25 protein-coding genes and 1 tRNA gene are annotated in these 25098 nt (G+C 50.3%); 2 read left to right on the top strand and 24 right to left on the bottom strand.

The window, feature by feature from the left end; genetic code table 11:
* Nucleotides 1–87: 87 nt before the first annotated feature.
* From C508_RS0105325 to lepA, 22 genes are all read right to left on the bottom strand, one after another.
* Nucleotides 88–687, bottom strand: coding sequence for a DUF502 domain-containing protein (locus tag C508_RS0105325; RefSeq protein WP_018702512.1), 600 nt, complete (start codon nt 685–687; stop codon nt 88–90).
* A gap of 3 nt (nt 688–690) precedes the next feature.
* A complete protein-coding gene (gene era / locus C508_RS0105320) occupies nt 691–1590 on the bottom strand; it encodes a GTPase Era (RefSeq protein WP_018702511.1) in 900 nt (299 codons plus the stop codon).
* The gene (locus C508_RS0105315) at nt 1583–1990 is read right to left on the bottom strand and encodes a cytidine deaminase (RefSeq protein ID WP_018702510.1); all 408 of its coding nucleotides are present in this window, start codon (nt 1988–1990) and stop codon (nt 1583–1585) included. Before C508_RS0105315 ends, era begins: the two co-directional genes overlap by 8 nt.
* The gene (ybeY, locus tag C508_RS0105310) at nt 1987–2430 is read right to left on the bottom strand and encodes an rRNA maturation RNase YbeY (protein ID WP_026319373.1); all 444 of its coding nucleotides are present in this window, start codon (nt 2428–2430) and stop codon (nt 1987–1989) included. The genes C508_RS0105315 and ybeY overlap by 4 nt, the downstream gene beginning before the upstream one ends.
* The gene (locus tag C508_RS17875) at nt 2354–4558 is read right to left on the bottom strand and encodes an HD family phosphohydrolase (protein ID WP_018702508.1); all 2205 of its coding nucleotides are present in this window, start codon (nt 4556–4558) and stop codon (nt 2354–2356) included. Before C508_RS17875 ends, ybeY begins: the two co-directional genes overlap by 77 nt.
* Entirely contained in the window at nt 4555–5556 is a 1002-nt protein-coding gene (locus tag C508_RS0105300) for a PhoH family protein (RefSeq protein ID WP_018702507.1), read from the bottom strand. Before C508_RS0105300 ends, C508_RS17875 begins: the two co-directional genes overlap by 4 nt.
* 17 nt (nt 5557–5573) lie before the next feature.
* Complete coding sequence (locus tag C508_RS0105295; RefSeq protein WP_018702506.1) at nt 5574–5912, bottom strand: hypothetical protein; 339 nt, start codon at nt 5910–5912, stop codon at nt 5574–5576.
* A 3-nt stretch (nt 5913–5915) separates the two neighbouring features.
* Nucleotides 5916–6917, bottom strand: coding sequence for a flotillin-like protein FloA (gene floA / locus C508_RS0105290; protein ID WP_018702505.1), 1002 nt, complete (start codon nt 6915–6917; stop codon nt 5916–5918).
* Complete coding sequence (locus C508_RS0105285) at nt 6914–8203, bottom strand: NfeD family protein (RefSeq protein WP_018702504.1); 1290 nt, start codon at nt 8201–8203, stop codon at nt 6914–6916. The genes floA and C508_RS0105285 overlap by 4 nt, the downstream gene beginning before the upstream one ends.
* An 88-nt stretch (nt 8204–8291) precedes the next feature.
* Nucleotides 8292–8744, bottom strand: a complete 453-nt coding sequence (locus C508_RS0105280) for a GatB/YqeY domain-containing protein (RefSeq protein WP_018702503.1) — start codon at nt 8742–8744, stop codon at nt 8292–8294.
* A 23-nt stretch (nt 8745–8767) separates the two neighbouring features.
* Nucleotides 8768–8944, bottom strand: a complete 177-nt coding sequence (gene rpsU, locus C508_RS0105275; RefSeq protein ID WP_018702502.1) for a 30S ribosomal protein S21 — start codon at nt 8942–8944, stop codon at nt 8768–8770.
* A 100-nt stretch (nt 8945–9044) separates the two neighbouring features.
* Nucleotides 9045–9392, bottom strand: coding sequence for a histidine triad nucleotide-binding protein (locus C508_RS0105270; RefSeq protein WP_018702501.1), 348 nt, complete (start codon nt 9390–9392; stop codon nt 9045–9047).
* A gap of 93 nt (nt 9393–9485) precedes the next feature.
* Nucleotides 9486–10799: a tRNA (N(6)-L-threonylcarbamoyladenosine(37)-C(2))-methylthiotransferase MtaB gene (mtaB, locus tag C508_RS0105265; RefSeq protein WP_018702500.1), complete on the bottom strand. Its 1314-nt coding sequence runs from the start codon at nt 10797–10799 to the stop codon at nt 9486–9488.
* The gene (locus C508_RS0105260; protein WP_018702499.1) at nt 10787–11536 is read right to left on the bottom strand and encodes a 16S rRNA (uracil(1498)-N(3))-methyltransferase; all 750 of its coding nucleotides are present in this window, start codon (nt 11534–11536) and stop codon (nt 10787–10789) included. Before C508_RS0105260 ends, mtaB begins: the two co-directional genes overlap by 13 nt.
* A gap of 1 nt (nt 11537) precedes the next feature.
* The gene (gene prmA, locus C508_RS0105255; protein WP_018702498.1) at nt 11538–12476 is read right to left on the bottom strand and encodes a 50S ribosomal protein L11 methyltransferase; all 939 of its coding nucleotides are present in this window, start codon (nt 12474–12476) and stop codon (nt 11538–11540) included.
* A gap of 141 nt (nt 12477–12617) precedes the next feature.
* Nucleotides 12618–13754 (bottom strand): molecular chaperone DnaJ, encoded by a 1137-nt coding sequence (gene dnaJ / locus C508_RS0105250; RefSeq protein WP_018702497.1) that lies wholly within the window; start codon nt 13752–13754, stop codon nt 12618–12620.
* Nucleotides 13755–13776: 22 nt separating this feature from the next.
* Nucleotides 13777–15618, bottom strand: coding sequence for a molecular chaperone DnaK (gene dnaK / locus C508_RS0105245; RefSeq protein ID WP_018702496.1), 1842 nt, complete (start codon nt 15616–15618; stop codon nt 13777–13779).
* A gap of 72 nt (nt 15619–15690) precedes the next feature.
* Nucleotides 15691–16236 carry a nucleotide exchange factor GrpE gene (grpE, locus tag C508_RS0105240; protein WP_018702495.1) on the bottom strand — a complete coding sequence of 182 codons (546 nt, stop codon included), beginning with the start codon at nt 16234–16236 and terminating at the stop codon, nt 15691–15693.
* Between the two features lie 28 nt (nt 16237–16264).
* On the bottom strand, nt 16265–17839 hold the full coding sequence (locus C508_RS0105235) for a TCP-1/cpn60 chaperonin family protein (protein ID WP_018702494.1): 1575 nt from the start codon (nt 17837–17839) through the stop codon (nt 16265–16267).
* Between the two features lie 23 nt (nt 17840–17862).
* Nucleotides 17863–18891 (bottom strand): heat-inducible transcriptional repressor HrcA, encoded by a 1029-nt coding sequence (gene hrcA / locus C508_RS0105230; RefSeq protein WP_026319370.1) that lies wholly within the window; start codon nt 18889–18891, stop codon nt 17863–17865.
* 117 nt (nt 18892–19008) lie between these two features.
* Nucleotides 19009–20175 (bottom strand): radical SAM family heme chaperone HemW, encoded by a 1167-nt coding sequence (gene hemW / locus C508_RS17870; RefSeq protein ID WP_018702492.1) that lies wholly within the window; start codon nt 20173–20175, stop codon nt 19009–19011.
* A gap of 77 nt (nt 20176–20252) precedes the next feature.
* A complete protein-coding gene (gene lepA, locus C508_RS0105220) occupies nt 20253–22049 on the bottom strand; it encodes a translation elongation factor 4 (protein WP_018702491.1) in 1797 nt (598 codons plus the stop codon).
* A 187-nt stretch (nt 22050–22236) separates the two neighbouring features.
* Here lepA and C508_RS0105215 point away from each other — a divergent pair.
* Nucleotides 22237–22321, top strand: a tRNA-Leu gene (locus C508_RS0105215).
* A 233-nt stretch (nt 22322–22554) separates the two neighbouring features.
* Here C508_RS0105215 and C508_RS0105210 read toward each other — a convergent pair.
* Nucleotides 22555–23439: a YitT family protein gene (locus C508_RS0105210; protein WP_018702490.1), complete on the bottom strand. Its 885-nt coding sequence runs from the start codon at nt 23437–23439 to the stop codon at nt 22555–22557.
* 40 nt (nt 23440–23479) lie between these two features.
* Between C508_RS0105210 and C508_RS19360 the strand changes: the two genes are divergently transcribed.
* On the top strand, nt 23480–24172 hold the full coding sequence (locus tag C508_RS19360; RefSeq protein ID WP_018702489.1) for a M48 family metallopeptidase: 693 nt from the start codon (nt 23480–23482) through the stop codon (nt 24170–24172).
* A 15-nt stretch (nt 24173–24187) separates the two neighbouring features.
* On the opposite strand, the gene C508_RS0105200 is transcribed toward C508_RS19360, so the two are convergent.
* Nucleotides 24188–25069, bottom strand: a complete 882-nt coding sequence (locus tag C508_RS0105200; RefSeq protein WP_018702488.1) for a DMT family transporter — start codon at nt 25067–25069, stop codon at nt 24188–24190.
* Nucleotides 25070–25098 lie beyond the last annotated feature (29 nt).

The raw sequence follows: 25098 nt of genomic DNA, 5'->3' as shown, positions 1-25098 counted from the left end.
ACGAATCGATAAGGCATCTCTCCTCCGACCTAACGGTCGCCGTCTTCTCTATAAACGGCTTTAATCAAGTACCCCAGGAATAAGAATCTATACCTTCGGCGTTGTTCCCTTAGGCATAATAGCCCCGCCAGTCAAAACATACTGCAAGGCGCTCTCCGGCGCTACATCCAGAAAAACAACATCCTTGCGCGCCACAATCAAATTCAGACCGGCGGTCATATTAAAACTAAAAGGTATATATACGCATACAGACTCCTCATCCACTGCATCTGCCAGCTCTGTAGAAAGAGGCGATGCCAAAAAGCCGATAGCTTTTGCTTCCGTCCCTGGATACGCCACCAATACAGCTTGACGAAATGTCTGCTGAGATCCCAGCATAGCTTTGGATACTTGCTGCACGCTTTTATACAAAAAGTTGACTACTGGAATGGATGCTATCATCCGATCGCCAAAACGAAGAATTTCCTTCATGATCCAGTTGGATGAAAACCATCCAACCAAAACTATCAGCAACGCTACCGCTAATACTCCCATCCCCGGAAACTTAATCGGCAGCACCTTACCAATCCATGTTTCCGTAAAGTTAAAAATAGTCAAAACCACAGTCAATGTAATTGTAACCGGAACTAAAATAATGAGTCCGTTTACAAAATACTTGGAAATGGAAAAGCGGAAAATGCGTTTCATGTATTACTCACCCTTATATCCTAACGTGCGCAGCATCACATCGCGGTTGCGCCAATCTTTCTTTACTTTTACCCATAAATCCAAATACACTTTAGAACCCAAAAGGCCTTGAACATCCTCCCGCGCCAAGCGGCCAATCTCTTTCAGAAGTCCTCCTTTAGCGCCAATAACAATGCCTTTTTGAGACTCCCGCTCCACATAAATAACCGCGCGCACATAAAGATCTTCATTCGGTCTTGTTTTAATCTCTTCAATTTCTACGGCAATGGCATGCGGAATTTCCTCGCGGGTTAAATGCAACGCTTTTTCACGGATCATTTCCGCAATTACCAGGCGTTCCGGCTGGTCTGTAATCATATCCTCCGGATAATACTGCGGCCCTGGCTCCAAATGGGTTTTAATCTCGTCAACCAAAGCCTCCAGTTGGATATGCTCTAGCGCTGAAATCGGTACAATAGCCTGAAAATCAAAGCGCTCCTGATACTGGCGAATAATAGGGAATACCGCCTCTTTGCTGAGCATGTCAATTTTATTGATCGCCAAAATCACCGGCGTACGAACCGCTCGCAGTTGTTCTATAATATATTCTTCTCCAGAACCGAAAGAAGCCGTACCGTCGGCCACCATCAGCACCACATCCACTTCTTTTAGCGTGGATTGAGCTGTTTGCACCATTAATTCTCCCAGCTTATGCTTAGGCTTATGAATACCAGGCGTGTCAATAAAGAGAATTTGCGCATCCTCTTGGGTCAATACGCACATAATCTTATTGCGCGTTGTTTGCGGTTTATCGGACATAATCAAAACTTTTTGCCCTATCAGGCTGTTAATCAAGGTGGATTTCCCTACATTAGGTCGTCCGACAACTGCCACAAAACCAGATTTAAAATTTTTATCATTCATGTTTTATCGTTTCCCCCCGAAATGCTGCTGGCAGCAGTTCCTCCAGCCGATAGACAGAGACGTCTCCGGCCAGATTCGCCAGCACAATAGTATCTACTTCAAACTCCGCCATCACTTGGCGGCATGCGCCGCATGGCGCTACGGGCTGCGGCGTATCCGCCACAACCGCCAGCAAAGAAAACTCACGTTCTCCTGCCGCTATTGCTTGAAACAAAGCGGTTCGCTCAGCGCATACAGTTAAACCATACGAAGCATTTTCCACATTGCAGCCGCTGTAAATTACACCGCTTTTCGTCTGCACCGCCGCTCCTACAGCAAATCGAGAATACGGCGCATACGCACGGGTTCTCGCCGCAAGAGCCGCCTCAAGGACAGCTTGCCATCGTTCTGCAGAACTCATTCTTCCTGTCCTCTCACAATGCCCAAAGCCGCTAAGACCGCCTCTTCCTCCAGGCGCATTTCCGCTTGATCTGCTGGCTCTTCATGATCATACCCCAGTAAATGAAGCATGCCATGTACTGTCAAATACGCTAGCTCTCGTTCTAAACTATGCCCGTATTCTTCCGCTTGCCTGGCTGTTGTTTCCAATGAAATCAAAATGTCCCCCAACAGCTCTTCCTCCGGCGCATCGACAATTTCCGGCTCATCACCTTCATTAAGGGCAAAAGAGAGCACGTCCGTAGGCCGATCTTTATCACGATAGTCACGATTAAGTTCTTGAATGGCAGCATCGTCCAAAAAAGTTACGCCGACCTCTACGCCTTCACTGAGCCCGTAAAGTTCTGCCGCTTTCCCCAGCACTTTCTTCACTGTTTCCTCCATCGCCGGGGTCACTGCCATCTTTTCCTGTCGGTTGCTTAAGACTATTTCCATTTTTCCCTTTCCGCCTCTCCAATTCCCTCAAATTATCAGGATACTCAATGCGAGTATAAAACATGCTGGACAATACTCGTACAAACACATCGCCAATAGCTTCTAAATCGCGAAAAGCCAAGGGACATTCATCCAGTTGCCCGTCATGAAGACGCTCTTTGATCATTTTTCGCACCATCATCTCAATGCGATTTTGGTTGGGTTTTCCTAAGGAGCGAACCGAGGCCTCGCAAGCATCTGCCAGCATAAGCAGCGCCGCCTCCTTGGTTTGCGGCTTGGGCCCTTCATAGCGAAAATCTTCTTCTGCTAAACACTCGCCATGTTCTTCATTGCAAGCGCGCTGATAAAAATAAGAAACAAGCATCGAACCATGATGCTGCTCAATCAGCTCAATAATGGCCTGAGGCAAGCCATACTCGCGGCATAACTCCACGCCGTCCCGAATATGGGAAGTAACAATAAGAGTGCTCAGCGAAGGCGCCAGCTTGTCATGAGGATTCTCCCCTTCGACTTGATTTTCACTAAAGAAGCAAGGCCTCTTAATCTTCCCTACGTCGTGATAATAGGCGCCAACACGTACAAGCAACGGATCCGCCCCGACTCGTTCCGCCGCCATTTCCGCCAAGTTTCCCACCAGCACGCTATGATGATACGTGCCTGGCGCTTCAAACAGCAGGCGCTGCAGCAAAGGATGGTTTGGCCTTGAAAAATCAAGAAGTTTAATGGGCGTAGTAATACGAAAAGTTTGCTCCAAATAAGGCAGCAAGCCAATCGTAATTACTGCTGAAGCAATTCCGTTCATGACGGCAATAACCGTCTGCATGCCGATATAACTGGGCGCTAAATCATCCAGCAAGCCAATAGCCAACACAGTCACAGCCTGCACCAAGGCCATCCAAATGCCTGTGCGAGGCAAGCTATAGCCATGATCAATGCGAGAAAGCGTAAATACGCCCATCCAGCTTCCCAGGATAATCATAAGGATCGGCCGCAAATCGAACCCGCTAATAACTCCAAATAACGCCCCCAGCGCCACGCTGATCATAAAACCGGTTTTAGCTCCTAACAGCACCGTGCTCAGAAGAACCCCCGCAGCCAATGGCGCCGCATAGTCCGAATACAAATGCGCCAGTTTCCCCAAAAATAAGGTGCCGGTAACAATAAGGCTCAGTAGCAGCATGCGTTTAGGATCCTGATATACCGTCGGTATAAACTTATAAAAGAAAAAAGTTCCCATCCCCAGAACCAACGCGGCCAGAGCCGCTAAGCCTGCAAACTGCCCTATGCGCAGTTCTGTGTCATGGTAAAGGCCGGACTCGCGCATGGCTTGGATGTGCTCCGGAGTGATAACATCGCCCCGCCGCACAATCATCTGCCCTTTCTTTATCGTTTCCCGTACCGGCTCGACGCTACCCAGCGCCTGCTGTCGTCGCCGCTCTGTCTCTTTCGCGTTTTGAAAAAAATTAGGCGCTATAAGAAGCTGCGTCGTTTCGTTGGCTAAAGACGCTGCCGCAGTATTTTCCGTCAGCAATGCGATTTCTGAAGGCAATTGCTTGCGCACGGCTTCTACTTCCTCTTCACGCACGCCCCGCTGTAAAATCAAACGCAGAGCTTGTTTACTCACCTGTTCTCCCTGTTCCAGCAGTTCCGCATCCGCTCGCGCCAGTCGCGCCAAAAATTCCTTTGGCAAAGAAGAGACAGCCATGCTGTTCAACAGTTCTTCGCGTTTAGAAACATCCGTTTCTCGCAAAGCCAGACGGGCTCCGTCAAAAATCTCCGTAACGCGCCGTTCCGTCTTGCGAAGCACTTCTCCATCCAGATCATACACTGTTGGCACGCTGTTTAATACATCGGACTCTAAGCGCTTCGTTTTCACCACGTCTACATAGGAAATGCTGCGCGGCGCCAGCACATCTCGGTCACTCACGTCCCCTGGGCGAAAAGACATAGAATCCACCGCAAAATCAGTGCTTAACAAAACGCAAACGAAAAAAAAGGTGGCGCACCATATGGACAACCGCCAAAGCAGCGGCTTGTTTCGTCCTTCTGTCAGCACCAGCCAAATTGTCTGCCAATATCTCAGGTACTCCCTCATTCGGAAATCCCTCGCTCCTCCTGCCGTCCCTGCTCTTCAAACACTTCGTAGGCTTTGATGATCCGCCCTACTAACTCATGCCGCACTACATCGCCTTCGTTAAGCTCTACAACGGCAACTCCTTGCAATCCTTCTACAACCTTTTTTCCTTGCCGCAATCCGGACGAAATGCTGCGTGGCAAGTCAATCTGCGTTATATCTCCAGTTACCACCATCTTGGACCCAAAGCCCAAACGAGTCAAGAACATTTTCATTTGCTGCGGCGTCGTATTTTGCGCTTCATCCAGGATAATAAAGGCGTCTTCCAATGTTCGACCTCGCATATACGCAAGAGGCGCAATCTCAATAGTCTGTTTTACAAGGTAGCGCTGCACCGTCTCTACGCCTAACAAATCATACAACGCATCATATAAAGGTCGCAAATAGGGATCTACCTTGTCTTGAAGGTCCCCAGGCAAAAAGCCAAGTTTTTCGCCCGCTTCCACCGCCGGACGGGTAAGAATAATCCGCTCTACGACTTTTTGCTTCAATAAATGCACTGCCATCGCCACCGCCAGATAGGTCTTGCCTGTACCAGCCGGACCGATCCCAAAGGTAATCTCATGATGTCGAATAGCTTCCAGATAGATCCGTTGCCCAATGGTCTTGGGCCTCACCTGCCGGCCGCGCGCCGTAACTGCAACCTTATCCGCAAACATTTGACGCAACGCTTCTCCTGAACCGGCTTCCAGCATGCGCAGACTGTACTGTATATCATGTTCTGTAACCGGATTTCCCTCACGATACAACTGCCCTAACACTTGCAGCAATTGTTCCAGCCGAGACACTTCCGCCTCCTCGCCGTGAGCGTTTAATTCCTCTCCTCGTGATAAAATCCGACACGCAAAGCGCTCGCGAAACAGCCGCAAAAACTCATCCTGCCGTCCTAGAATCGCTACCGCTTCTTGCATGTTTGAAAACGTCCAATGCAAATCCAAAAAGAAAACCTCCTGCGCCATCTTCCGAGACAGTTAGGCTAGCTTCTCCTTATCCGTCCCATTTCTCTCTGTCGCTTGCTTAAGGGCGGCTTTAAAAGTTCCGCCCAAATCACGCCTTGCACGATAGTTTGCGGAGTCAAGCGTCCAGAAGGGCTCGACACTTCTCGCAACGGCCTCCGTGCAGGCTCAGATTCTTTTTCTAATTTCGCCGTTTCAAGCCCATCTTCCTCCTTAGGAGCCATTTCCACCTCTAAAGGAACCACAGGAGGAGACGGCGGATACTCATAGCGAGGCGCCTGCTGTTGCCGCAGTTTTTTCAAAAGCTCCGGCAACAAATATAAGGCCAGAATTAAAAGCAAATACCAAATTCCTTCCATGGCTCAGCCTCCGTGCCGCGGCGGCGTGTCTTGTACCGCTTCCGGCGCTAAACTGCCGATAGTTTCCCTCATTTTTGTATCAGCCATGAGATTGCTCAAATTATAGTAATCCAACGCTCCCAATTTCCCCTCTCGCAGCGCCGTTGCCAGCGCTTGGGGAACCTCCGCCTGAGACTCAATCACTTTAGCCTGCATTTCCTGCGTATAAGCGCGCATTTCCTGTTCTTTGGCCACAGCCATGGCGCGCCGCTCCTCCGCTTTCGCTTGGGCAATTCGCTTATCCGCTTCCGCTTGGTCGGTCTGCAGCTCCGCGCCGATATTTCGTCCCACATCCACATCGGCAATATCAATCGAAAGAATTTCAAAGGCCGTACCGGCATCCAGCCCTTTCCCCAATACCGTGCGTGAAATATGATCTGGATTAGCCAATACATCGCGATGATCATGAGAAGAACCAACAGTAGTAACAATGCCTTCGCCTACGCGCGCCAACACCGTAGCCTCGCCGGCGCCGCCCACCAGGCGATCGATATTAGCCCGCACCGTCACACGCGCTTTAATCTTCAGCTCAATTCCGTTCATCGCCACCGCTGACACCAGCGGCGTTTCCAACACTCGGGGATTAACGCTCATTTGCACGGCTTCCAGCACATTCCGGCCAGCCAAGTCAATCGCCGCCGAACGTTCAAAAGGCAATGGAATTTGCGCTCGCTGTGCGGCAATAAGCGCATCCACTACCCGATCTACATTGCCACCGGCCAAAAAATGAGCCTCTAATTGATTTACATTTACTTCCAAACCAGCTTTGTTCGCTTTGATCAAGGGCATCACTATCTTGGCCGGAGGCACCCGGCGCAAGCGCATGCCCACCAGCGTAAAAATTCCCACCCGGACCCCTGCCGCCAATGCGGAAATCCACAAACCCAAAGGTACAAAATGCAAGAATACCGCAATAGCCACAACCGCTACAAATAAGACAAACACCGAACCAAATAATGCACTCATTTTTCTTCCTCCTCTTCATGATATCTGCGCACGACAATCGTAGCGCCTCGCAACTGACTCACAACCACTTTGCAGTCGACAGGAAGATATTCTCCCTCTGAAACGACATCAAGAAGTTCGTCATCCAGACGAACCGTGCCAGCTAGGCGCAGCGGCGTCACTACTGTACCGATTTTTCCCAGTAGCTCTTGGCGCACCGTCTGCGTCATAAACCCTGCAGCCGTTGTTTCCGCATCTTCCAAGATCAGGCGACGTCCCAAGGGACTGGATGGCAGCCGTTTCAGCAGCCACCAGAACAAAATGGAAGCGATAAGTAGGCTTAAAGCCATCCATCCTACTGCGGCGCCATCTCCTCCTAACGCAAGAAATACTGCTCCTAGAATACCGGCAATCCCCAAGACGCCGAAAAGGCCAAAGCCTGGGACAACCATCTCTATCAACATACATAAAACGCCGCCGGCAAACAGCCAAGTCTCCAAACCAAAACCACCGCCGCCAAGCCATGGCTCGCCAAAAAGCAAAGCCGCCGCCCCAAGGCCTATCAAGCTAGCGACGCCGGTGCCAGCGGTTTTAATTTCCGTCATAACCGCTAAAAACAAAACAGCAACAAGTAATGATTTCACTACGGGATGCGCCAAAAAAGCCGCCAAACCATCCTGCCACTGCTCCTGCCGCGGCTGAAGCGTACTGCCGGCCAAACCACCCAAGCGCAATACCTCTTCACGGCTATCAGCCACGCCGTCCGCCAAACCTGCTTCCTTAGCCTGCAGAGAGGTAAGAGCTAAAATTTGTCCAGGCGCTGCATAAGGCGCATAGCCCATGGTTTTGTCCACCATCGCCGCCGCGGCCTGGGCATTGCGATTTCGCTGTCCCGCTGTCGCTGCAAATTCCGCCTTTAGAGCTGCAATATTTTTTTCTGTAGCCGGAATGGGTTCGGCCGCTCCGATGCTGCTCCCAGGGGCCATATAAATCCGCTCGCAAGCCAAGGCGATTAAAGCCCCAGCAGACCAGGCCCGAGGCTGCACATAGCAAAAAACAGGCACCTGCGAGCGCAGCAGGCGATCCCGCATTCGCACGGCAGCATCCACTTGCCCGCCAAAGGTATCAATCTCAAGCAAAACTGCCTCTTGTCCCGTTGTCTCTGCGTGTTCAATGGCCCGAGATAATTTAGCCGCTTGCACGCCATTAATTTCTCCTTGCACTTGCACCAAGGAAACAGCGCCTTCACAAAGCGGAGACAACAAACAGCTTATCATAAACAAGCATAGGCAAACATAGCGCTTCATGGACCTCTCCTTTCCGCGTACACACGCCACTGCCTTCTCAGATTGGCAAAAAACCCGGTACTTAGTGCGTCTAAGTACCGGGTTTATCTTATTGATTGAGTCGTTCACGCACCAGCGTATTTACCAATTTCCCATCAGCTTTGCCTTTCACTTGGGGCATGAGAATAGCCATAACTTTTCCCATATCCTTTGCTGTGACCGCCTGGGCTTGGGATACTGCCTGGTCTACCAACGCGCGAACCTCTTCCTCGCTCAATTGCGCAGGAAGATATTCAGCCAAAATGGCAATTTCTTCCTCAAGTGCAGCTACCAAGTCCGGCCGATTTCCTTTACGGAAGTCTTCCATGGAATCCCGGCGCATCTTCACTTCTTTAGCCAATACATCCAAAACTTCTTCATCGTTTAGTTCTTTCTTACGATCAATTTCAAGATTTCGAATGCTGGCTTTGACCATTCTAAGCACGCTTAGACGACTTTTGCCGGCTTCTCGCGCTTTCATGGCCGTTTTTACGTCCTCAGTCAATCGTTCTTGCAACGACATCTTTGGCACCTCCAAACGACGAATTAATGGTAGCGGCGTTTGCGGGCAGCCTCGGATTTTTTCTTGCGACGGACGCTAGGTTTTTCATAGTGTTCGCGTTTTCTCACTTCAGCAAGTGTTCCGGCCTTCTGGCAGGTACGCTTGAATCTACGGAGTGCGCTATCAATGGTTTCGTTTTTTCCTACCTTGACTTCTGACATCGATTCTCCCTCCCCTCCACCGACCGTTACGGGAGTGTATGTTTCTTCACAATACACCTCGTTATTATACACGACCACCTGTTCCGTTGTCAATGGCTGTTTAGCCTGGCGGCCACTGCATTGCTCTACCGCCGAGAATATGCCAATGTAAATGGCCCACCGTCTGACCGCCGTCTTGCTTAATATTGCTGACCACCCGAAAGCCCTTTTCCTCGAGCCCCAGAGATGCCGCTACTTTAGCAATCACCTTCATCATGTGCGCCAAAAGAGGAGCGTCGCTTTCCTCAATGGCCAGCAAATGATCAATATGGCGTTTAGGAATGGCCAATACGTGAACTGGCGCCGCCGGCTGAATATCATGAAAAACCAATACTTGTTCATCCTCATATACAATTTGAGAAGGAATTTCTTTTTGCGCTATCTTGCAAAAAATACAATCCTGTGACATTTTAACACCTCCTCTCATTGCATAACAGTTCATTACTATTCGGTTTATTGTCTTAATTTTCCTTCTTTTGCGAGAAGAAAATAAGGAAACACGTTAAGATTCGCTCAAACAACCTTCCAACCAATCTTCACGAACTTCCAGAAGTCGCACCGCCATCGTCCGTCCCGCCAAGTCCTCCGTCTGCGGCGGCAGCTTAACCCGCAAATAATTACCAGTTAGCCCTGTAGGCCTGCCGTCTAGGCCAGGATGCTCGAAGAGAACCTCCATGGTGCGTCCGACAAAAGTTTGGGCAAACCGAGCGGCGCTTTTGGCAGCGACAGCCTGCATTCGCTGCGCTCGCTCTTTTTTTACGTCTTCCGGTACTTGCTGCGCGAAAGACGCCGCCGGTGTTCCGATTCGACGAGAATAAGGAAACACATGCACTTTGGCAAAACCAAGACGCTCTACAAACGCCAGAGAATTGGCAAACATTTCTTCTGTTTCTCCGGGAAAACCGACAATAATATCCGTGGATATAGCTACATCGGGCAGAAGAGCTCTAATTTCTGCGGCCTGCGCGGCAAAATCCTCTGTGCTATAGTGTCGGTTCATAGCCTGCAACAGACGATTGTCGCCGCCTTGCAACGGCAAATGCAGATGCGGACACAACCGCTCGTCCCGACTCATTACTTGAAGCAGTTCCGGCTCCACTTCGATGGATTCCATGGAGCTGATGCGCAAGCGTCCCAATCCAGGCAAGGCTAAAATTTCCCGAACCGCTGCCGCCAACGTTCTTCTCTCATCCTGCCATTCTCGTCCATAAGCGCCCAAATGAATGCCTGTCAGCACAATCTCCGCAAAGCCTTGGCGCACCAACTTGGCCGCTTCCCGGCGCACGCTCTCCAAGGAACGGGACCGCAAGCGTCCTCTAGCATAAGGAATAATGCAATAGGTGCAGTAATTTTCGCACCCTTCCTGGATTTTCAGGAAAGCACGCGTCCTCCCGGAAGTTTCTTCCGCCAACGGCACTTCTTCAAAGGCGTCGGCCTTCATAATATCGCTGACCTCCTGAACTTGTCCATCTGCACTTGCCGCCTGTTCCGCTAATTCAACAATGCGTTGACGATCTTGAGTGCCCACGATAAGATCCACTCCTGGAATAGCCGCCACTTCTGCCGCCGCCACTTGCGCATAGCATCCGGTAACCGCCACTACCGCTTCCGGATTCGTTCGTATGGCCCGGCGAATGCATTGGCGTGACTTTCTTTCGCCCAAATGCGTAACTGAACAAGTATTCAGCACATATACATCCGCCACAGAATCAAAAGACACCACTTCATAACCGCGGGCGGCAAACAGCCCCTGCATGGCTTCCGTATCCGCTTGATTGACTTTGCAGCCTAATGTCATAAAGGCTACTTTTGACATGATGTTCCTCCCAAATCTCCTAGCTCATACATTACAACTGCAGCCGCAGCCACCGCAGCCGTCTCCGTCCGCAAAATGCGCGGCCCCATGCGCACTACCAACGCGCCATGTTGGCGCGCCAACGCCACTTCCTGCTGCGTTAGGCCTCCCTCCGGCCCGACAAGTAACGCAACTTCTTGCGGACGCTCCTGTAGAGCCGTCAATGCTTCCTTAAGACCCAAGCTTTGCTCGTCTTCGTATAAGACCAAAAGCAGCGCGCCCTCAGGCAGCGCTGCCAAGGCATCTTCCAGGGAAGCTACAGGCCTAACTACTGGAATGCGGCTGCGCTTGCATTGTTTAGCCGCTTCCAGCGCTATGCGTTCCCAGCGTTCCTGCCTGGCAACAGCCTTCTTTGCATCAAGGCGCAGCACACTGCGTTCAGCGGCTATAGGAGCAAAAAAGCGGCAACCTAGCTCAACCGTTTTTTGCAGCACCCATTCCATTTTTTCGCCTTTAGCCAAGCCCTGCAAAACATGCAATCCAAGCTCTGCTTCTGCGGTATCCTCTATCATGCGAAGAATCCGTAACACAACCAGCTCCTCGGATACATCCGTCACTTCGGCTTCTGCGCTGCGGCCTTCTGCGTCGCAAACAGCAATGACTGCCCCCGGCTGCAACCGCAGTACTTTTGCCGCATGCAGCGCCTCCGTTCCTGTCAACACAGGGTTTGCTAACGAACCTAAGAAAAACCGCCTCACTTTATGCCCCGCCTTTTCTGGCAATGATCGCTACCCAGCCGCCTTCTTCCATTACCTTATCCACGTTTAATCCCTGTTCTCTTAAGGCAGCCGTTACATCAGGCAAACGTTCCGAGATAATACCGCTGCCGATAAACGTACCCCCTTCGCGCAAACGCCCTGGGATATCCGGCAGCAGGCGAATAATCACATCTGCTATAATATTGGCCACCACTACGTCTGCTTGGCCGCTAAAACCGGTCAGCAAATCACCTTCGCGCACTTCCACGCGATCTTCCACATGATTCATGACTACGTTTTCCTTAGCCACCCGTACCGCTACGCTATCTAAATCTACGGCGCGAACACTGGCAGCGCCTAATTTAGCCGCCGCCACCGCTAAAATGCCAGAGCCGGTTCCCACGTCAAAAACAACTTGGCCGGGAGTCACTACCTCTTCCAATGCCCGACAGCACAGCATGGTCGTATGGTGGGTGCCGGTGCCAAAGGCCATCCCTGGATCCAGCTCAATAATCAATTCCTCCGGCAAAGGCTGATAGCTTTCCCATGATGGTTTAATAACAATTTTTTCGCCAATTTTCACAGGATGAAAATATTCTTTCCAAGAGGTAGCCCAATCTTCTTCTTGAATTTCCTTGTAGGCAATTGTTCCTTGGCCTTTATCCAAATTATGCTGCGCTAATTCATTAACCAAGCGCTCAAAGGAGCGTAATTTTTCCTCCAAATCTTCGTCAACAGGCAAATAGGCTTTAACTACAACGGTTTCCACGTCTTCCTGCTCCGGAAGCTCGCAATAGTCCCATGTGCCGGAACGCCGATAAGAATTAATCAGTTCCGGATCTTCAATGACGACGCCGCTTGCTCCGAGGTCGTGAAAAATATTAGCCACCGCCTCAGTAGCCTCATGTGTCGTGGCAATGCTTATTTCTGTCCATTTCATAGTTATACGACCTCGCTTTCTTTAAAAGAGCCATAAAAGGCAAAGACACGTCTTCGCTTCCCAAGGACATTTTGAAACCTCCTGGGCAAGACCGTGTCTTTGCAAAATGGCAGCCAGCGACTCCTTTCATTAAAACAGGAATCAACCGCCGAATACATCCTTCATCTTTTTGAACCAGCTTTTTTCTTCGCCGTATACCTGATCGCCGCCAGCTACAGCAAAGTCGCGCAGTAATTCTTTTTGTTTATCGTTCAGCTTTTGCGGGGTTATTACCTTCACCCGCACATGCTGATCGCCCCGACCGCGACCATGCAAACGAGGCACGCCTTTTTCGCGCAAACGGAACACAGTACCGGATTGAGTGCCTTCGGGAATCGTCAACTTGACCTTCCCATCCAACGTTGGTACATCTACTTCCGCTCCCAAGGTTGCTTGTACAAAGCTGATGGGCACTTCGCAGAGCACATCGTAGCCCTCGCGTGTAAAAAGGGGATGCTCTTTGATGAATAAATAGACGTACAAATCACCAGCCGGGCCGCCGCGCGTACCGGCTTCGCCTTTACCTGACACTCTGAGGCGCGAACCATTATCTACGCCCTTAGGAATGGTTACCTGAATCTTATGCCGTCCGCGAACCGTACCGGTGCCGCGGCAGACATGGCATGGCTTCTCGATAATCTTGCCGGCGCCTCGGCATTGATCGCAAGCGCCTACATTAACCATACGCCCAAAGGGAGTATTCTGTACGTATTGAACCTGGCCTGTCCCTTTGCACTTAGAACAGGTTTCCGCCTTTGTTCCCGGCGCTGCGCCGCTGCCATGGCAGGTTCCGCATTCTTCCGTACGAGGCACTTCAATTTCCACTTCATGCCCAAAGGCAGCCTGTTCAAAGGTAATTTCCAGATCGTAGCGCAGGTCGGCGCCCTGTTCCGGTCCATGCTGGGGCCTCCTGCCGCCAAAGCCGGACTGTCCGAAAAACATATCGAAAATATCAGAGAAACCGCCAAAATCCCCCTGAAAGCCACCCGCCCCGGGGCCGCCGGCCCCGGGTTCAAAGGCGGCATGTCCAAGCTGATCATACCGCGCACGCTTATTAGCATCTGACAACACTTCGTACGCTTCGTTGATTTCCTTGAACTTCTCTTCCGCTTCTTTCGGATTGTCACGGTTGACGTCAGGATGGTACTTGCGTGCCAGCTTGCGATACGCTTTTTTTAATTCATCTTCCGAGGCGGACTTGTTTACGCCAAGCACCTCATAATAATCGCGTTTTGCCACGTGTCACCATCCTAGCTTTGGATTATTTTTTATCTTCGTCAACCACTTTAAAGTCAGCATCTACAACATTGTCATCTTGTTTCTTGCCAGCTCCGCCAGCCTGCTGAGCGCCTGCAGCGCCTTCTTGAGGCTGTTGCTGCTGATACAAAGCGCCTGCCAGCTCATGCAGCGGCTTCGTCAATTCTTCCGTATCAGCTTTAATCTGCTCCAGAGTACCACTTTTCAAGGTTTCTTTCAACTTATCAGCGGCAGTCTGTACTTTTTCGGCCAAAGCCTTATCAACTTTGTCGCCAGCTTCTTTAATTGTCTTTTCTGCTTGATATACCAGGCTGTCCGCCTGATTGCGCACTTCCACCTCTTCACGGCGCTGTTTGTCTTCGGCCGCATGGGCTTCGGCTTCTTTCACCATGCGCTCAATATCATCCTTGTTAACGCCGGTAGAAGCGGTAATCGTGATCTTCTGCTCTTTGCCTGTGCCAAGATCTTTCGCCGACACATGCACGATACCGTTGGCATCGATATCAAAGGTAACTTCGATTTGCGGTACGCCGCGGGGAGCCGGAGGAATATCGCCCAATTGGAAGCGTCCCAATGTTTTATTGTACGAAGCCATTTCGCGTTCGCCTTGGAGCACATGGATTTCTACAGAAGGCTGATTGTCAGCCGCCGTGGAGAAAACCTGGCTTTTTTTCGTAGGAATCGTCGTGTTGCGTTCGATAATCTTGGTGAAAACGCCTCCAAGAGTTTCGATCCCAAGAGACAACGGCGTTACGTCCAGCAGCAGAACGTCTTTTACTTCTCCAGCCAGCACGCCCGCCTGGATAGCAGCGCCTACAGCTACGCACTCGTCCGGGTTCACTCCGCGGAAAGGCTCTTTACCCAAGAATTTTTTGATAGCTTCTTGAACGGCAGGAATACGAGTAGAACCGCCAACCAAGATAACCTTGTCGATTTCGTTTACGCTCAATCCGGCATCGGCCAGAGCTTGGCGCGTGGGTCCCATGGTGGATTCCACTAGATCGCTTGTGAGCTCTTCAAACTTAGCCCGGGTCAAATTGACGTCCAAATGCTTGGGACCAGTTTGATCCGCAGTAATGAAGGGCAGATTGATATTGGTCGTCAACACGCCGGATAATTCGATTTTCGCTTTTTCCGCCGCTTCGCGCAAGCGCTGCACCGCCATGCGATCCTGAGAAAGATCAATGCCTGTTTCTTTTTTGAACTCTTGAGCCAAATATTTTTCGATACGCTCGTCGAAATCATCGCCGCCTAAACGGTTGTTACCATTAGTAGCTTTTACTTCAAATACGCCTTCGCCCAGTTCCAGCACGGATACGTCAAAGGTGCCGCCGCCCAGGTCGAATACTAAAATCGTGTGATCTTCGCCTTTATCCATGCCATAAGCCAACGCTGCGGCAGTAGGCTCGTTAATAATACGCAATACTTCCAGACCTGCAATAGTGCCAGCGTCTTTGGTAGCCTGACGCTGAGAGTCGCTGAAATACGCAGGTACGGTAATAACCGCCTGGGTCACCGTTTCTCCCAAGTAAGCTTCAGCATCAGCCTTCAGTTTTTGCAAAATCATCGCCGAAATTTGTTGCGGCGTATAGGCCTTGTCCTCAATCGACACTTTCCAGTCAGTACCCATATGACGTTTTACGGAGCTAATGGTACCATCGGGGTTTGAAACCGCCTGGCGCTTAGCAAGTTGTCCCACCAAACGTTCACCGGTTTTGGAAAAGCCTACTACCGAAGGAGTCAGACGACTTCCCTCTGCATTGGCGATTACTGTCGCCTCGCCGCCTTCCATTACCGAAACAACAGAGTTTGTTGTACCTAAGTCAATACCAATTACTTTTGCCATGTTTCAATTCCTCCTTATTTCGTTTCACGCCAACAGCCAATTTCAAGCTGCCAGCCGACATTATACAATTGGTTAGCCAACTACCTTAACCATGCTTGGGCGGATGACTTTGCCTTTTACGCTATAGCCTTTTTGCAGTTCCTGGACAATCGTTCCTTCCGCTTGATCAGCGTCTTCTACGCGCAATACCGCTTCATGATACTGAGGATCAAACTCTTTACCTTCAGCCTCCACTACGCTAAGCCCCGCCTTTTCAAGAGCGCCAAAAAGCTGACGGTAAATCATGGAGACACCGGAGCCTATGCCTGCGGCTTCTTCTTCACTCAGACTGCTCAAGGCGCGTTCAAAATTATCCAGCACCGGCAGCAGTTCTAAAATTAGATTCTGCGCCACTACATTCGATAACTCTTCTTTTTCCTGGCGCGAACGACGACGGAAATTGTCAAAATCCGCATAAAGACGCTTATAACGATCTTCAGCTTCCGCCAAAAGCCGTTCCTTCTCCTCTTGGACTGCTTCGACCGTCACAGTTTGATCTGTTTCGGCTTCTTGACAGCTTTCCTGGGCGGAGACGTCTTGATTTTCTTTGTTTTCTAGATCTTCGTGGTTATTGGCCACTCTTTCCACCTCTTTGCATTTTACTTTCTCAAAAATCAGGCAAGCCTTCTTCCATGCCTTGTTGAGGAGCGCCATTTTCATCACGCTTTCGAATAATCGTGTCAATACGCAAAATGGCTACGGCCACTTCTCCGGCAGCTTTCAATGCATGCAGCTTGACTTCCAGCGGATCCATGATCCCCGCCTGCAGCATATCCGCCACTGCGCCGCTTTCACAATCAATCCCCAGCAATTCCTTGCTTTGAGATGCTTGCGCCGCCAACACTTCCTCCACTTTTTCCAGCGGATTAAAGCCAGCGTTATCCACAATCTGCGCCAGAGGACGCTTTAATGCGGCACTCACGCAATCAAGACCATAAGCGGCCATGCCTTTCATACGGTCTCTGTGACGTTCTAATTCGCGGGCCACGGCAATTTCTGCAGCGCCGCCGCCCGGAAGATATCCGCTTTTCACCGCGGCCTGCACGCTAGAAGCAGCGTCCTTGGCAATGCGTTCCCGCTCGCCAACGACTTCCGCCGTAGCAGCGCCCACTAAAATAGTAGCCATCGGTTTGCCAGCGCCGCCGAGCATACGAATATGCCCCAGCTTTTCTTCAGCATACACGCGCTCAACCTTGCCCAGATAGCGCTGCAGCTCGGCTTTTTCCTTTTTCAACGCGGTCCGCTTCACCATACGCGCACCGGTATGTTCCGCTACGCGGCGCAAGTCTGTCGCATTCACCTGACTCACCACAAACATACCGGCGTCGGTAAAGGCTTCTTCCGCCGCTGAGTCAACAGCGCGATCGGTCAGGACCACCTGAATATCCATTTCCACCAGCTTCGCTATATTCTGCCGAAATTCTTCCTGTAGTTCCAGATAACGCTTAAAACCGGCTTCCGTTCCTAAGGCTTCCTCGCCCAGTTCTTCCGGCGCTAGCGCATCGTCCAGCACCATGACTTTAGCATCTTCCACAGTCAGAGGCATGTCTTGATTCAAACGTTCTTTTTCAATGATAACGCCAAGGAAAACCTCATTTTCAGCGCCTTCTTGAGCCAAGACCGTATCGGAAAGCTTAAAATGAGCTTCTTTCAACTTACCTCTGCCAATTAAGCGGGCCGCCTCTACAACTAGGTGAGCAATGTCCACATATTCTCTGCCAGCAATCCTCGCTACATCAAAAAGGCAGTCCGCCTGCACATCGTCAACAGTAACAGCGCGAGCCTTCAACTGCTTAGCCGCCTCTTCAATACCGAAACGAATCCCTTCGATTACCCTGGCTACCGGCACGCCTCGCAACACCTGAGTCAGGCCTTCCGATACAAGAGCGCCTGCCATAATCGTCGCCGTAGTTGTACCATCGCCAACTTCATCCTTTTGCGCTCTAGCCGCATGAATCAACATTTTCGCAGCCGGATGATTTATATCCATCTTTTCTAAAATTGTTACGCCGTCATTGGTAATAATGACTTCTCCGAAACGATCTACCAGCATGGTATCCAGCCCCTTGGGGCCTATCGTTCCTTCTACCGCCGAAGTAATGGCGCGCACCGCTTCAGCATTGGTCATCAACGCCGCTAATGCGCTATCCGCATCAGCGCCTCCGCCTTGCTTTCGACTCACAGACTACGCCTCCCTCTTAAAAATCACAGCTTATAATGCTTCAATATTTCACTAAGATTGTGGTTCATAAATTCCAAAGTTGCCATGATTTTGGCATAATCCATGCGCGTCGGGCCGAGTACGGCAATCGTACCTACAACCTCACCGCCCAAACAATAGGTGGCTCGCACCATACTGCAATCCTGGATACCGCTGAATTTATTTTCTCGGCCAATCGTTACCACAACACCATCGTCACTAGGCGCTTCTAAAATATCATACAGCAAACGCTCTTCTTCCAGCATATTCAACAGACGTTTGAATTTCTCCACATCTTTGAATTCCGGCTGATTCAACATCTGTGTAGCGCCGCCAAGATATACTCTTTCTTGATGCCGGCTGCTTAAGGTATCAGCTAAAATAGCCAAGGCTTCCTCAAATTCACGAGCCTCGCCTAAAATGCTGTCGCGGACATCCTGGAACATCCTCCCTCGGAAATTTCGAAAAGGAATTCCTGCTAAACGATTATTCAGTTTTTCGGCGATAAGCTGCATTTCTTCTAAAGTTGTACCCTTGGGCAAAGGCAGCAGCTTATTTTCAACAGCGCCGCTGTCGGAAACAACCACCAGCAACACCTTATTGTCATCGAACGGCAGAAATTGCAAGTACTTAAAAGAACTGGGACTTGCCTGCGGCGCCAGTACTAAAGAAACATTGCCTGTCATCCGCGAAAGAATCTTAGCGGTTGTCTGAAACACCTCATCCAAACGCCGCACTTTGGCTTGATACCAATTGCGAATTAAAGAGATTTCCTTTTCCGACATTTGCGTCGGAGACAGCAGGGCATCCACATAAAACCGATAGCCTTTGGCTGAAGGAATGCGCCCGGAAGACGTATGCAATTGCTCTAGAAAACCGAGAACTTCCAAGTCCGCCATTTCGTTTCGAATCGTCGCAGGGCTGACGCCAAGATCATATTTACGAGCAATCGTCCTGGAGCCAACCGGTTCTGCGGTGGATACATAATCATCGACAATCGCTTGCAATATACGACGTTTCCGTTCATCAAGCATGTCATCCACCTCCATTGTTAGCACTCTTCTCTAAGGAGTGCTAACATCTATAAAAAACATACCACTCTCCTCTTAAAATGTCAATATGTCTAAGTCAATCGACTCCAGTATTTCGCTTCATTTTTCATCAGACTTGCCGCCCGCCCCGGTTGCCAAAAAGGCTGCAAAGGCACGGTTGCCAAAACGCAGTCCCAAGGGAGTAAGATACGTCCGCCCCCTTTGCTTTTCCACAAGACCTTCCGTTAGTAGCTGCTCCAAAACAAGGGTGTAACGCTGCCAAAGCTCCACGCCAAAGGTTGCTTTAAATTGATAATGAGAAATACCGCCCCTGGTGCGCAGCGCCAAAAAGCAAAACTCCTCCTGCAGCTGCGCCGGCGTCAGCACGGGCTGCTTTCCATATTCCCACCGCTGCTGCGGACGCAAAGACAGATATCGTTCCAAAGGGAAACACCCTTCCCAACGCCGCCCTTCCAAAAAGGAATGCGCCGCCGCTCCCAGGCCTAAATACGGACGAAAACGCCAATAGCGAAGGTTGTGCCGACAAGCGCGTTTTTTTTGCGCATAATTCGATATTTCGTAGCGCTTGTAACCATGAGCCGGCAGCCAGCTTTCCAGCCAGTTGTCCATAGCTGCGGTTTCGTCTTCAGCTGGCAAAACTAACAACCCTTTTTCTTCGAGGCTGGCAAAAGGCGTACCTTCTTCTATTTTCAAAGCATAAATTGATAAATGCTCAACAGAAAGTTCCGCCGCTTGGCGCACGCTTTGCTGCAGCAAAGCCAACGTCTGCCCTGGCAATCCGGTCATCAAATCTACATTGCAATTGTCAAAGCCAGCCTGTCTGGCAGCCTCTAGGGCCGCAAGCGCCGCCGCGCCGTCATGAATACGGCCGCAGTTTTGCAGCAGCGCATCATCAAAAGACTGCACGCCTAGACTGAGACGATTGAACCCTGCCGAACGCAACAGCCGCAGGTCGTCAGCGGAAACCGTGCCCGGATTCGCTTCCAAGGAGATCTCCGCTTCCGGCAGCACCAAAAACCAGCGCTGCAGCTCCTGCAGCAACCGTACTAGCGCCTCAGCGCCGATAAGAGTCGGCGTACCGCCGCCAAAAAAAATCGTGTCTACCGTCGCTTTTCCCAGCCGGTTTCCCTGCCAAGCTATTTCCTCGCACAATGCTTCTATATATTGTTTTTGCAGTAAAGCGCTCCCTGTTTGAGACGGAAAGTCGCAATAAGCGCACTTCTGCCGACAAAAAGGAATATGCACATACAAGCCTAACATCCCCATGTTCCCGCCCTCCGGAAAACCAGAAAGAGGGCCGCCTCAATCGCTCTCGAGGCAGCCCGCTTTATATTTTAAACAACTCAGTCAATCTTTAAAATAGCCATGAAGGCTTCTTGCGGAACTTCTACGCTCCCCACCTGTTTCATGCGCTTTTTGCCTTCTTTTTGTTTCTCCAGCAATTTGCGTTTCCGGCTAATATCGCCGCCATAACATTTGGCCAGTACGTCCTTACGCATGGCGCGCACCGTTTCCCTGGCGATAACCTTATTGCCTATGGCCGCCTGCACGGGGATTTCAAACATCTGCCTGGGAATAATACCGCGCAGCTTCTCAACCAAAATACGGCCCCTGTGCGTCGCTTTCTCTTGATGCACAATAACAGACAGAGCATCTACAGGATCGCCATTTAAAAGAATATCCAGTTTAACCAGCGCCGACTCCTGATAGCCCGACAATTCGTAATCCAACGAAGCATAGCCGCGGGTAGATGATTTCAGGCGATCAAAGTAATCATAGATAATCTCGCTCAAAGGCAAATGATAGGTCAACAATACCCTTGTCGTATCGAGATATTTCATGTCCTTAAATTCGCCTCGTTTTTCCTGAGACAATTCCATCACCGCCCCCACAAACTCGTTGGGAACGATAACCGTCGCTTTTACGTAAGGTTCTTCAATATGTTCAATTTCCTGCGGCGTAGGAAGTTTCGAAGGATTGTCAATCTCTAGCTTTTCCCCGTCCGTCTTGTATACATGATAAATAACGCTAGGCGCCGTTGTAATCAGAACAATGCCATATTCACGTTCCAGCCGTTCTTGGACGACATCCATATGCAGCAACCCTAAGAAACCGCAGCGAAAACCAAAACCAAGAGCCACAGACGTTTCCGGTTCAAAGACCAACGCCGCATCGTTAAGCTGCAATTTTTCCAACGCATCCCGTAGGGAATCATATTCCGACGATTCCACCGGATACAAGCCGCAGTATACCATCGGCGTAATTTTCCGGTATCCTTCGAGCGCCTGCGTTGTTGGGCGCGCCGCATCGGTTACCGTATCGCCTACGCGCACGTCTTTAACGTTTTTAATACTTCCCGCCACATAGCCAACCTGACCAGCGGTCAGTTCTGAAACATTCGTAGGCACCGGGCGAAATACGCCGACTTCAGTAGCCTCAAAAACTTTGTCCGTCGCCATCATGCGCAGTTTCATGCCAGGCGCCATGCGCCCGTTTATAACACGCACATAGGCGATAACCCCTTTATAGGCGTCAAAATGCGAATCAAAAATCAGCGCTTGCAGCGGCTCTTCAACTTTGCCAGCAGGCGCCGGCACCCTCTTTACAACAGCCTCTAGCACTTCCGGGATGCCAATGCCCGTCTTGGCGCTAACTAAGATGGCTTCTGACGCGTCAATGCCAATAACATCTTCAATTTCCTGTTTAACTCGTTCCGGGTCGGCGCTAGGCAAGTCAATTTTATTAATGACCGGAATAATTTCCAAATTGTTTTCCAGCGCCAAATATACATTCGCCAGCGTTTGCGCCTCAATGCCTTGCGCAGCATCAATTACCAACAAGGCGCCTTCACAGGCAGCCAAGCTGCGAGACACTTCATACGTAAAATCAACATGTCCCGGAGTATCAATCAGATGCAGCATATAGGTCTGCCCGTCTTGGGCCGTGTATGCAATACGCACGGCCTGCGATTTTATGGTAATGCCTCTTTCACGTTCCAGTTCCATCTGGTCGAGCACTTGCTCTTCCATCTCCCGCGCTGAAAGCGCGCCGGTATATTCAAGCAGGCGATCCGCCAGAGTGGACTTACCATGATCAATATGAGCGATGATCGAAAAATTGCGGATATTCTTTGTGTCCATTCCAAGCTCCTCTTTTCTAAAACTGAATGCAAGCCCGCTATAGTTCGGTCCTGCCCTAACTTATTCTTAGGCTTATTGATGTCGCTAATCGATTATAGCATCCTTATAACGCCCTCTGCAAGAATTTGCATTTCGAGTGTTGACAACCATACGAAGAGATGATATTATTACACCTGTGCCAAGCAGTGCCGGAGTGGCGGAATGGCAGACGCAGATGACTCAAAATCATCCGGGTTCGTCCCGTGGGGGTTCAAGTCCCTTCTCCGGCACCAAACTTCAAAAGTAAAAGAACCCTTGATTCAAGGGTTCTTTTTTTATTTCTGCATCAATATTTCTCACTTCGTGCTTTTCGCAATTTTCGCGGTTGAATAATAAATTGGAGAAACGTTGATAAAGAACCGCGCAACACACGAAAGACGCGAAAAGCTTTTGAGGTCGTTTTTCTCCTGCGTACCCTCCCGTGACTCCCGCGACTCCTGTTCAACTCTATCGTACCTCCAACAACTTAAAGCGCCCCGGGACGCTTAAAGCCTCGGCCAATCACTTCCGCCGTATCAATGACCATAAAGAAAGCGCCCTGGTCCGCTTCATCCACAAAACGCTTCACATGGGCGATTTGCGCTCGGGAAATGACTACCATGAGCACATCCTTGCTTTCACTGGTATACGCACCGCGCGCCTGCAAGAAAGTAGCCCCTCTGCCTAATTCTTCTAAAATGCGTTTCGCAATCTGTTCTCGTTCTTGTGAAATAATGAGCAGCACCTTCCGTCGGTTAAAGCCTTCAATGACTTTATCTACTACTGTACTGCCCACAAACATGGAAATGAGCGTATACATACCAATTTCCAGGCCGAACAACAGCGCCCCACAGGCCACCACTACCACATTGACAGCAAATGCCGCCGTACCGATCTCCATACCATAGCGTTTTTTAGCAATCATTCCGACTACATCCGTACCTCCCGTAGAGGCGCCGGCGCGAAATACCATGCCCAAACCGAGACCGCCAAAAACGCCTCCATATAAGGAAGCTAAAAAAATATCCTTAGTAGGACTATGCTGCTGCAAAAAACCGGTAACATCCACAGCCGCCATGAATACGACAATGCCTGCCAAGGTACTATAAAAGAAATCCTTGGAAAGCCAGCGATAGGCTGCGTATAAAAGAGGCACATTCATAATACCGATAGCCACACCTACCGGCGTCCCCAGGAGATAATATAAAATAATGGCAATACCGCTGACGCCTCCGCTGAGCATATGAAAAGGCAATACAAATAAATTTAGCGAGGCCCCGCAAAGAAACGACCCTATGAGAATCGCCAGTACCCGGCGCCAGGAAATTTTCCGTTTTGTCAGAGGTCCCCAAGCATTCTCTTTTTTGTTCATTGCACATATCCTTTCGCAGCTTTTTTAAGGAGGCTTTTAAATGAAACAATGGCTGGTGGAGCAGCAGGCTCTCTCTTTGCAAATCTCTCGGCGCGCGGGCAGCAAGCATATCCGTTTGCGTTTTTTGCCTGACGGTACGCTGAGCGTTACTTTGCCCTGGCACTGTCCAACCGACCGCTTGCGCCAAGTGCTTGAAAATCAGGAGGATTGGTTGTCCCAGCAGCTAGCCGCACGCCAAGCGCAGCAACAAACTGACTGCTGCCTCTTCCAAGGCAGTTGGTATCGCCTGCAGGAAACAGAGCAATTGCCGCGCAACACTTTCGTCTTCCTAGACGCGCCTTTTCTTAAAACAACGCCTGCTTCACTGGAAATAAGAAACCTTCACTTACGACAATGGTATTATCATGAAGCGCAAACTTGTTTCACAAAACTTATACAACAATGGAGCGCCCGCCTGAGAGTTTCCGTACAACGACTAAGCATCCGCGAACAACGTACCCGTTGGGGCAGTTGTTCCAGCAAAAAAAACGTCAATCTCAATTGGCGTCTCATTTTGGCCCCTTTGCCGATTATTGAATATGTAGTAGTGCACGAACTATGCCATATGCACATCCCTAATCATTCCCGTCTCTTCTGGGAAGAATTGCAGAGCCATTTGCCGGACGGTCTCGCCCGCCGCAATTGGCTCAATCTCTACGGACAGGGACTGCTTGCCCAGCCGCCGCACCGTTAGCGCGCTCAGGATAATTCAAATCTGGCGCTTAGCCAAAAAGACCCCAGCCAAAACGAGCACTGCCCCCAACCCCTGCAACCAGCTTAGCTGCTCTCCTAGCAGCCACACCGCAAGCAGTAAGGCTAACGGCGTCACCAAATACATATACACCATCACCTGGTTCGAGCCCAGGCGCTCAATACCATAATACCACAAAAGCAAACTGATCACCGTCACCGGAATAGCTGCATAAAGAAGCGCTCCCCAACCTGCCAAGGTAACCGTTTCCCAAGGAAACAACCATAAGTCTCCAGCTGTTGCCGCAAGCAATAGCAAGGTCCCCGCCAAAGAAGTATGGCAGGTCGCCCACAAGCCGGAGCCTCTTTGAAGTATGGGCAGCATAAGCACTGGATAAACGCCCCACAGCACCCCCGCCGCCAAAGCCAGCATATCCCCAAAAAGAGTCTCTTCCCGAAAGCCCCAACTGCCGCCAGCGGCTCCCAACACAAAGATAAGGCCCAGAAGAGCCAGCAAACAACCGGCCACCATCTGTCTTCTCAAGCGTTCATACCCTAAAAATGCAGCTACAAAGGCCGTTGAAATAGGAGATAACCCCAACATTAAAGCCACTGTAGTCGCCGTCGTGTATTTTAAGGCGGCAATAAACAGCGTCTGGTAGATGGCAACCCCCACCGCTCCCACCAAAAGGCAGCGCCCCCAAGGGACCTGCCCAAAAGACAGTTTGCCTTCACGCCAGAACAAAACAAGATACATCAGCGGCGTCGCAATAGCAAAGCGCAAGCAAGTAAAAATCTGCGGCAAGAACTCACGCATGCCGATTTTACCTACAATATAATTTCCCGCCCAAATAAGTACAACCATCCACAAAGCCAATTCCAAGCCCCAAGCGCGACGCACCGCTTCACCTCCTACAAAGAACGGCCGCA

Origin of the sequence: Anaeromusa acidaminophila DSM 3853 (assembly GCF_000374545.1) — a bacterium.
Lineage (GTDB): Bacteria > Bacillota > Negativicutes > Anaeromusales > Anaeromusaceae > Anaeromusa > Anaeromusa acidaminophila.
This window is presented reverse-complemented; position numbering and strand designations above follow the sequence as displayed.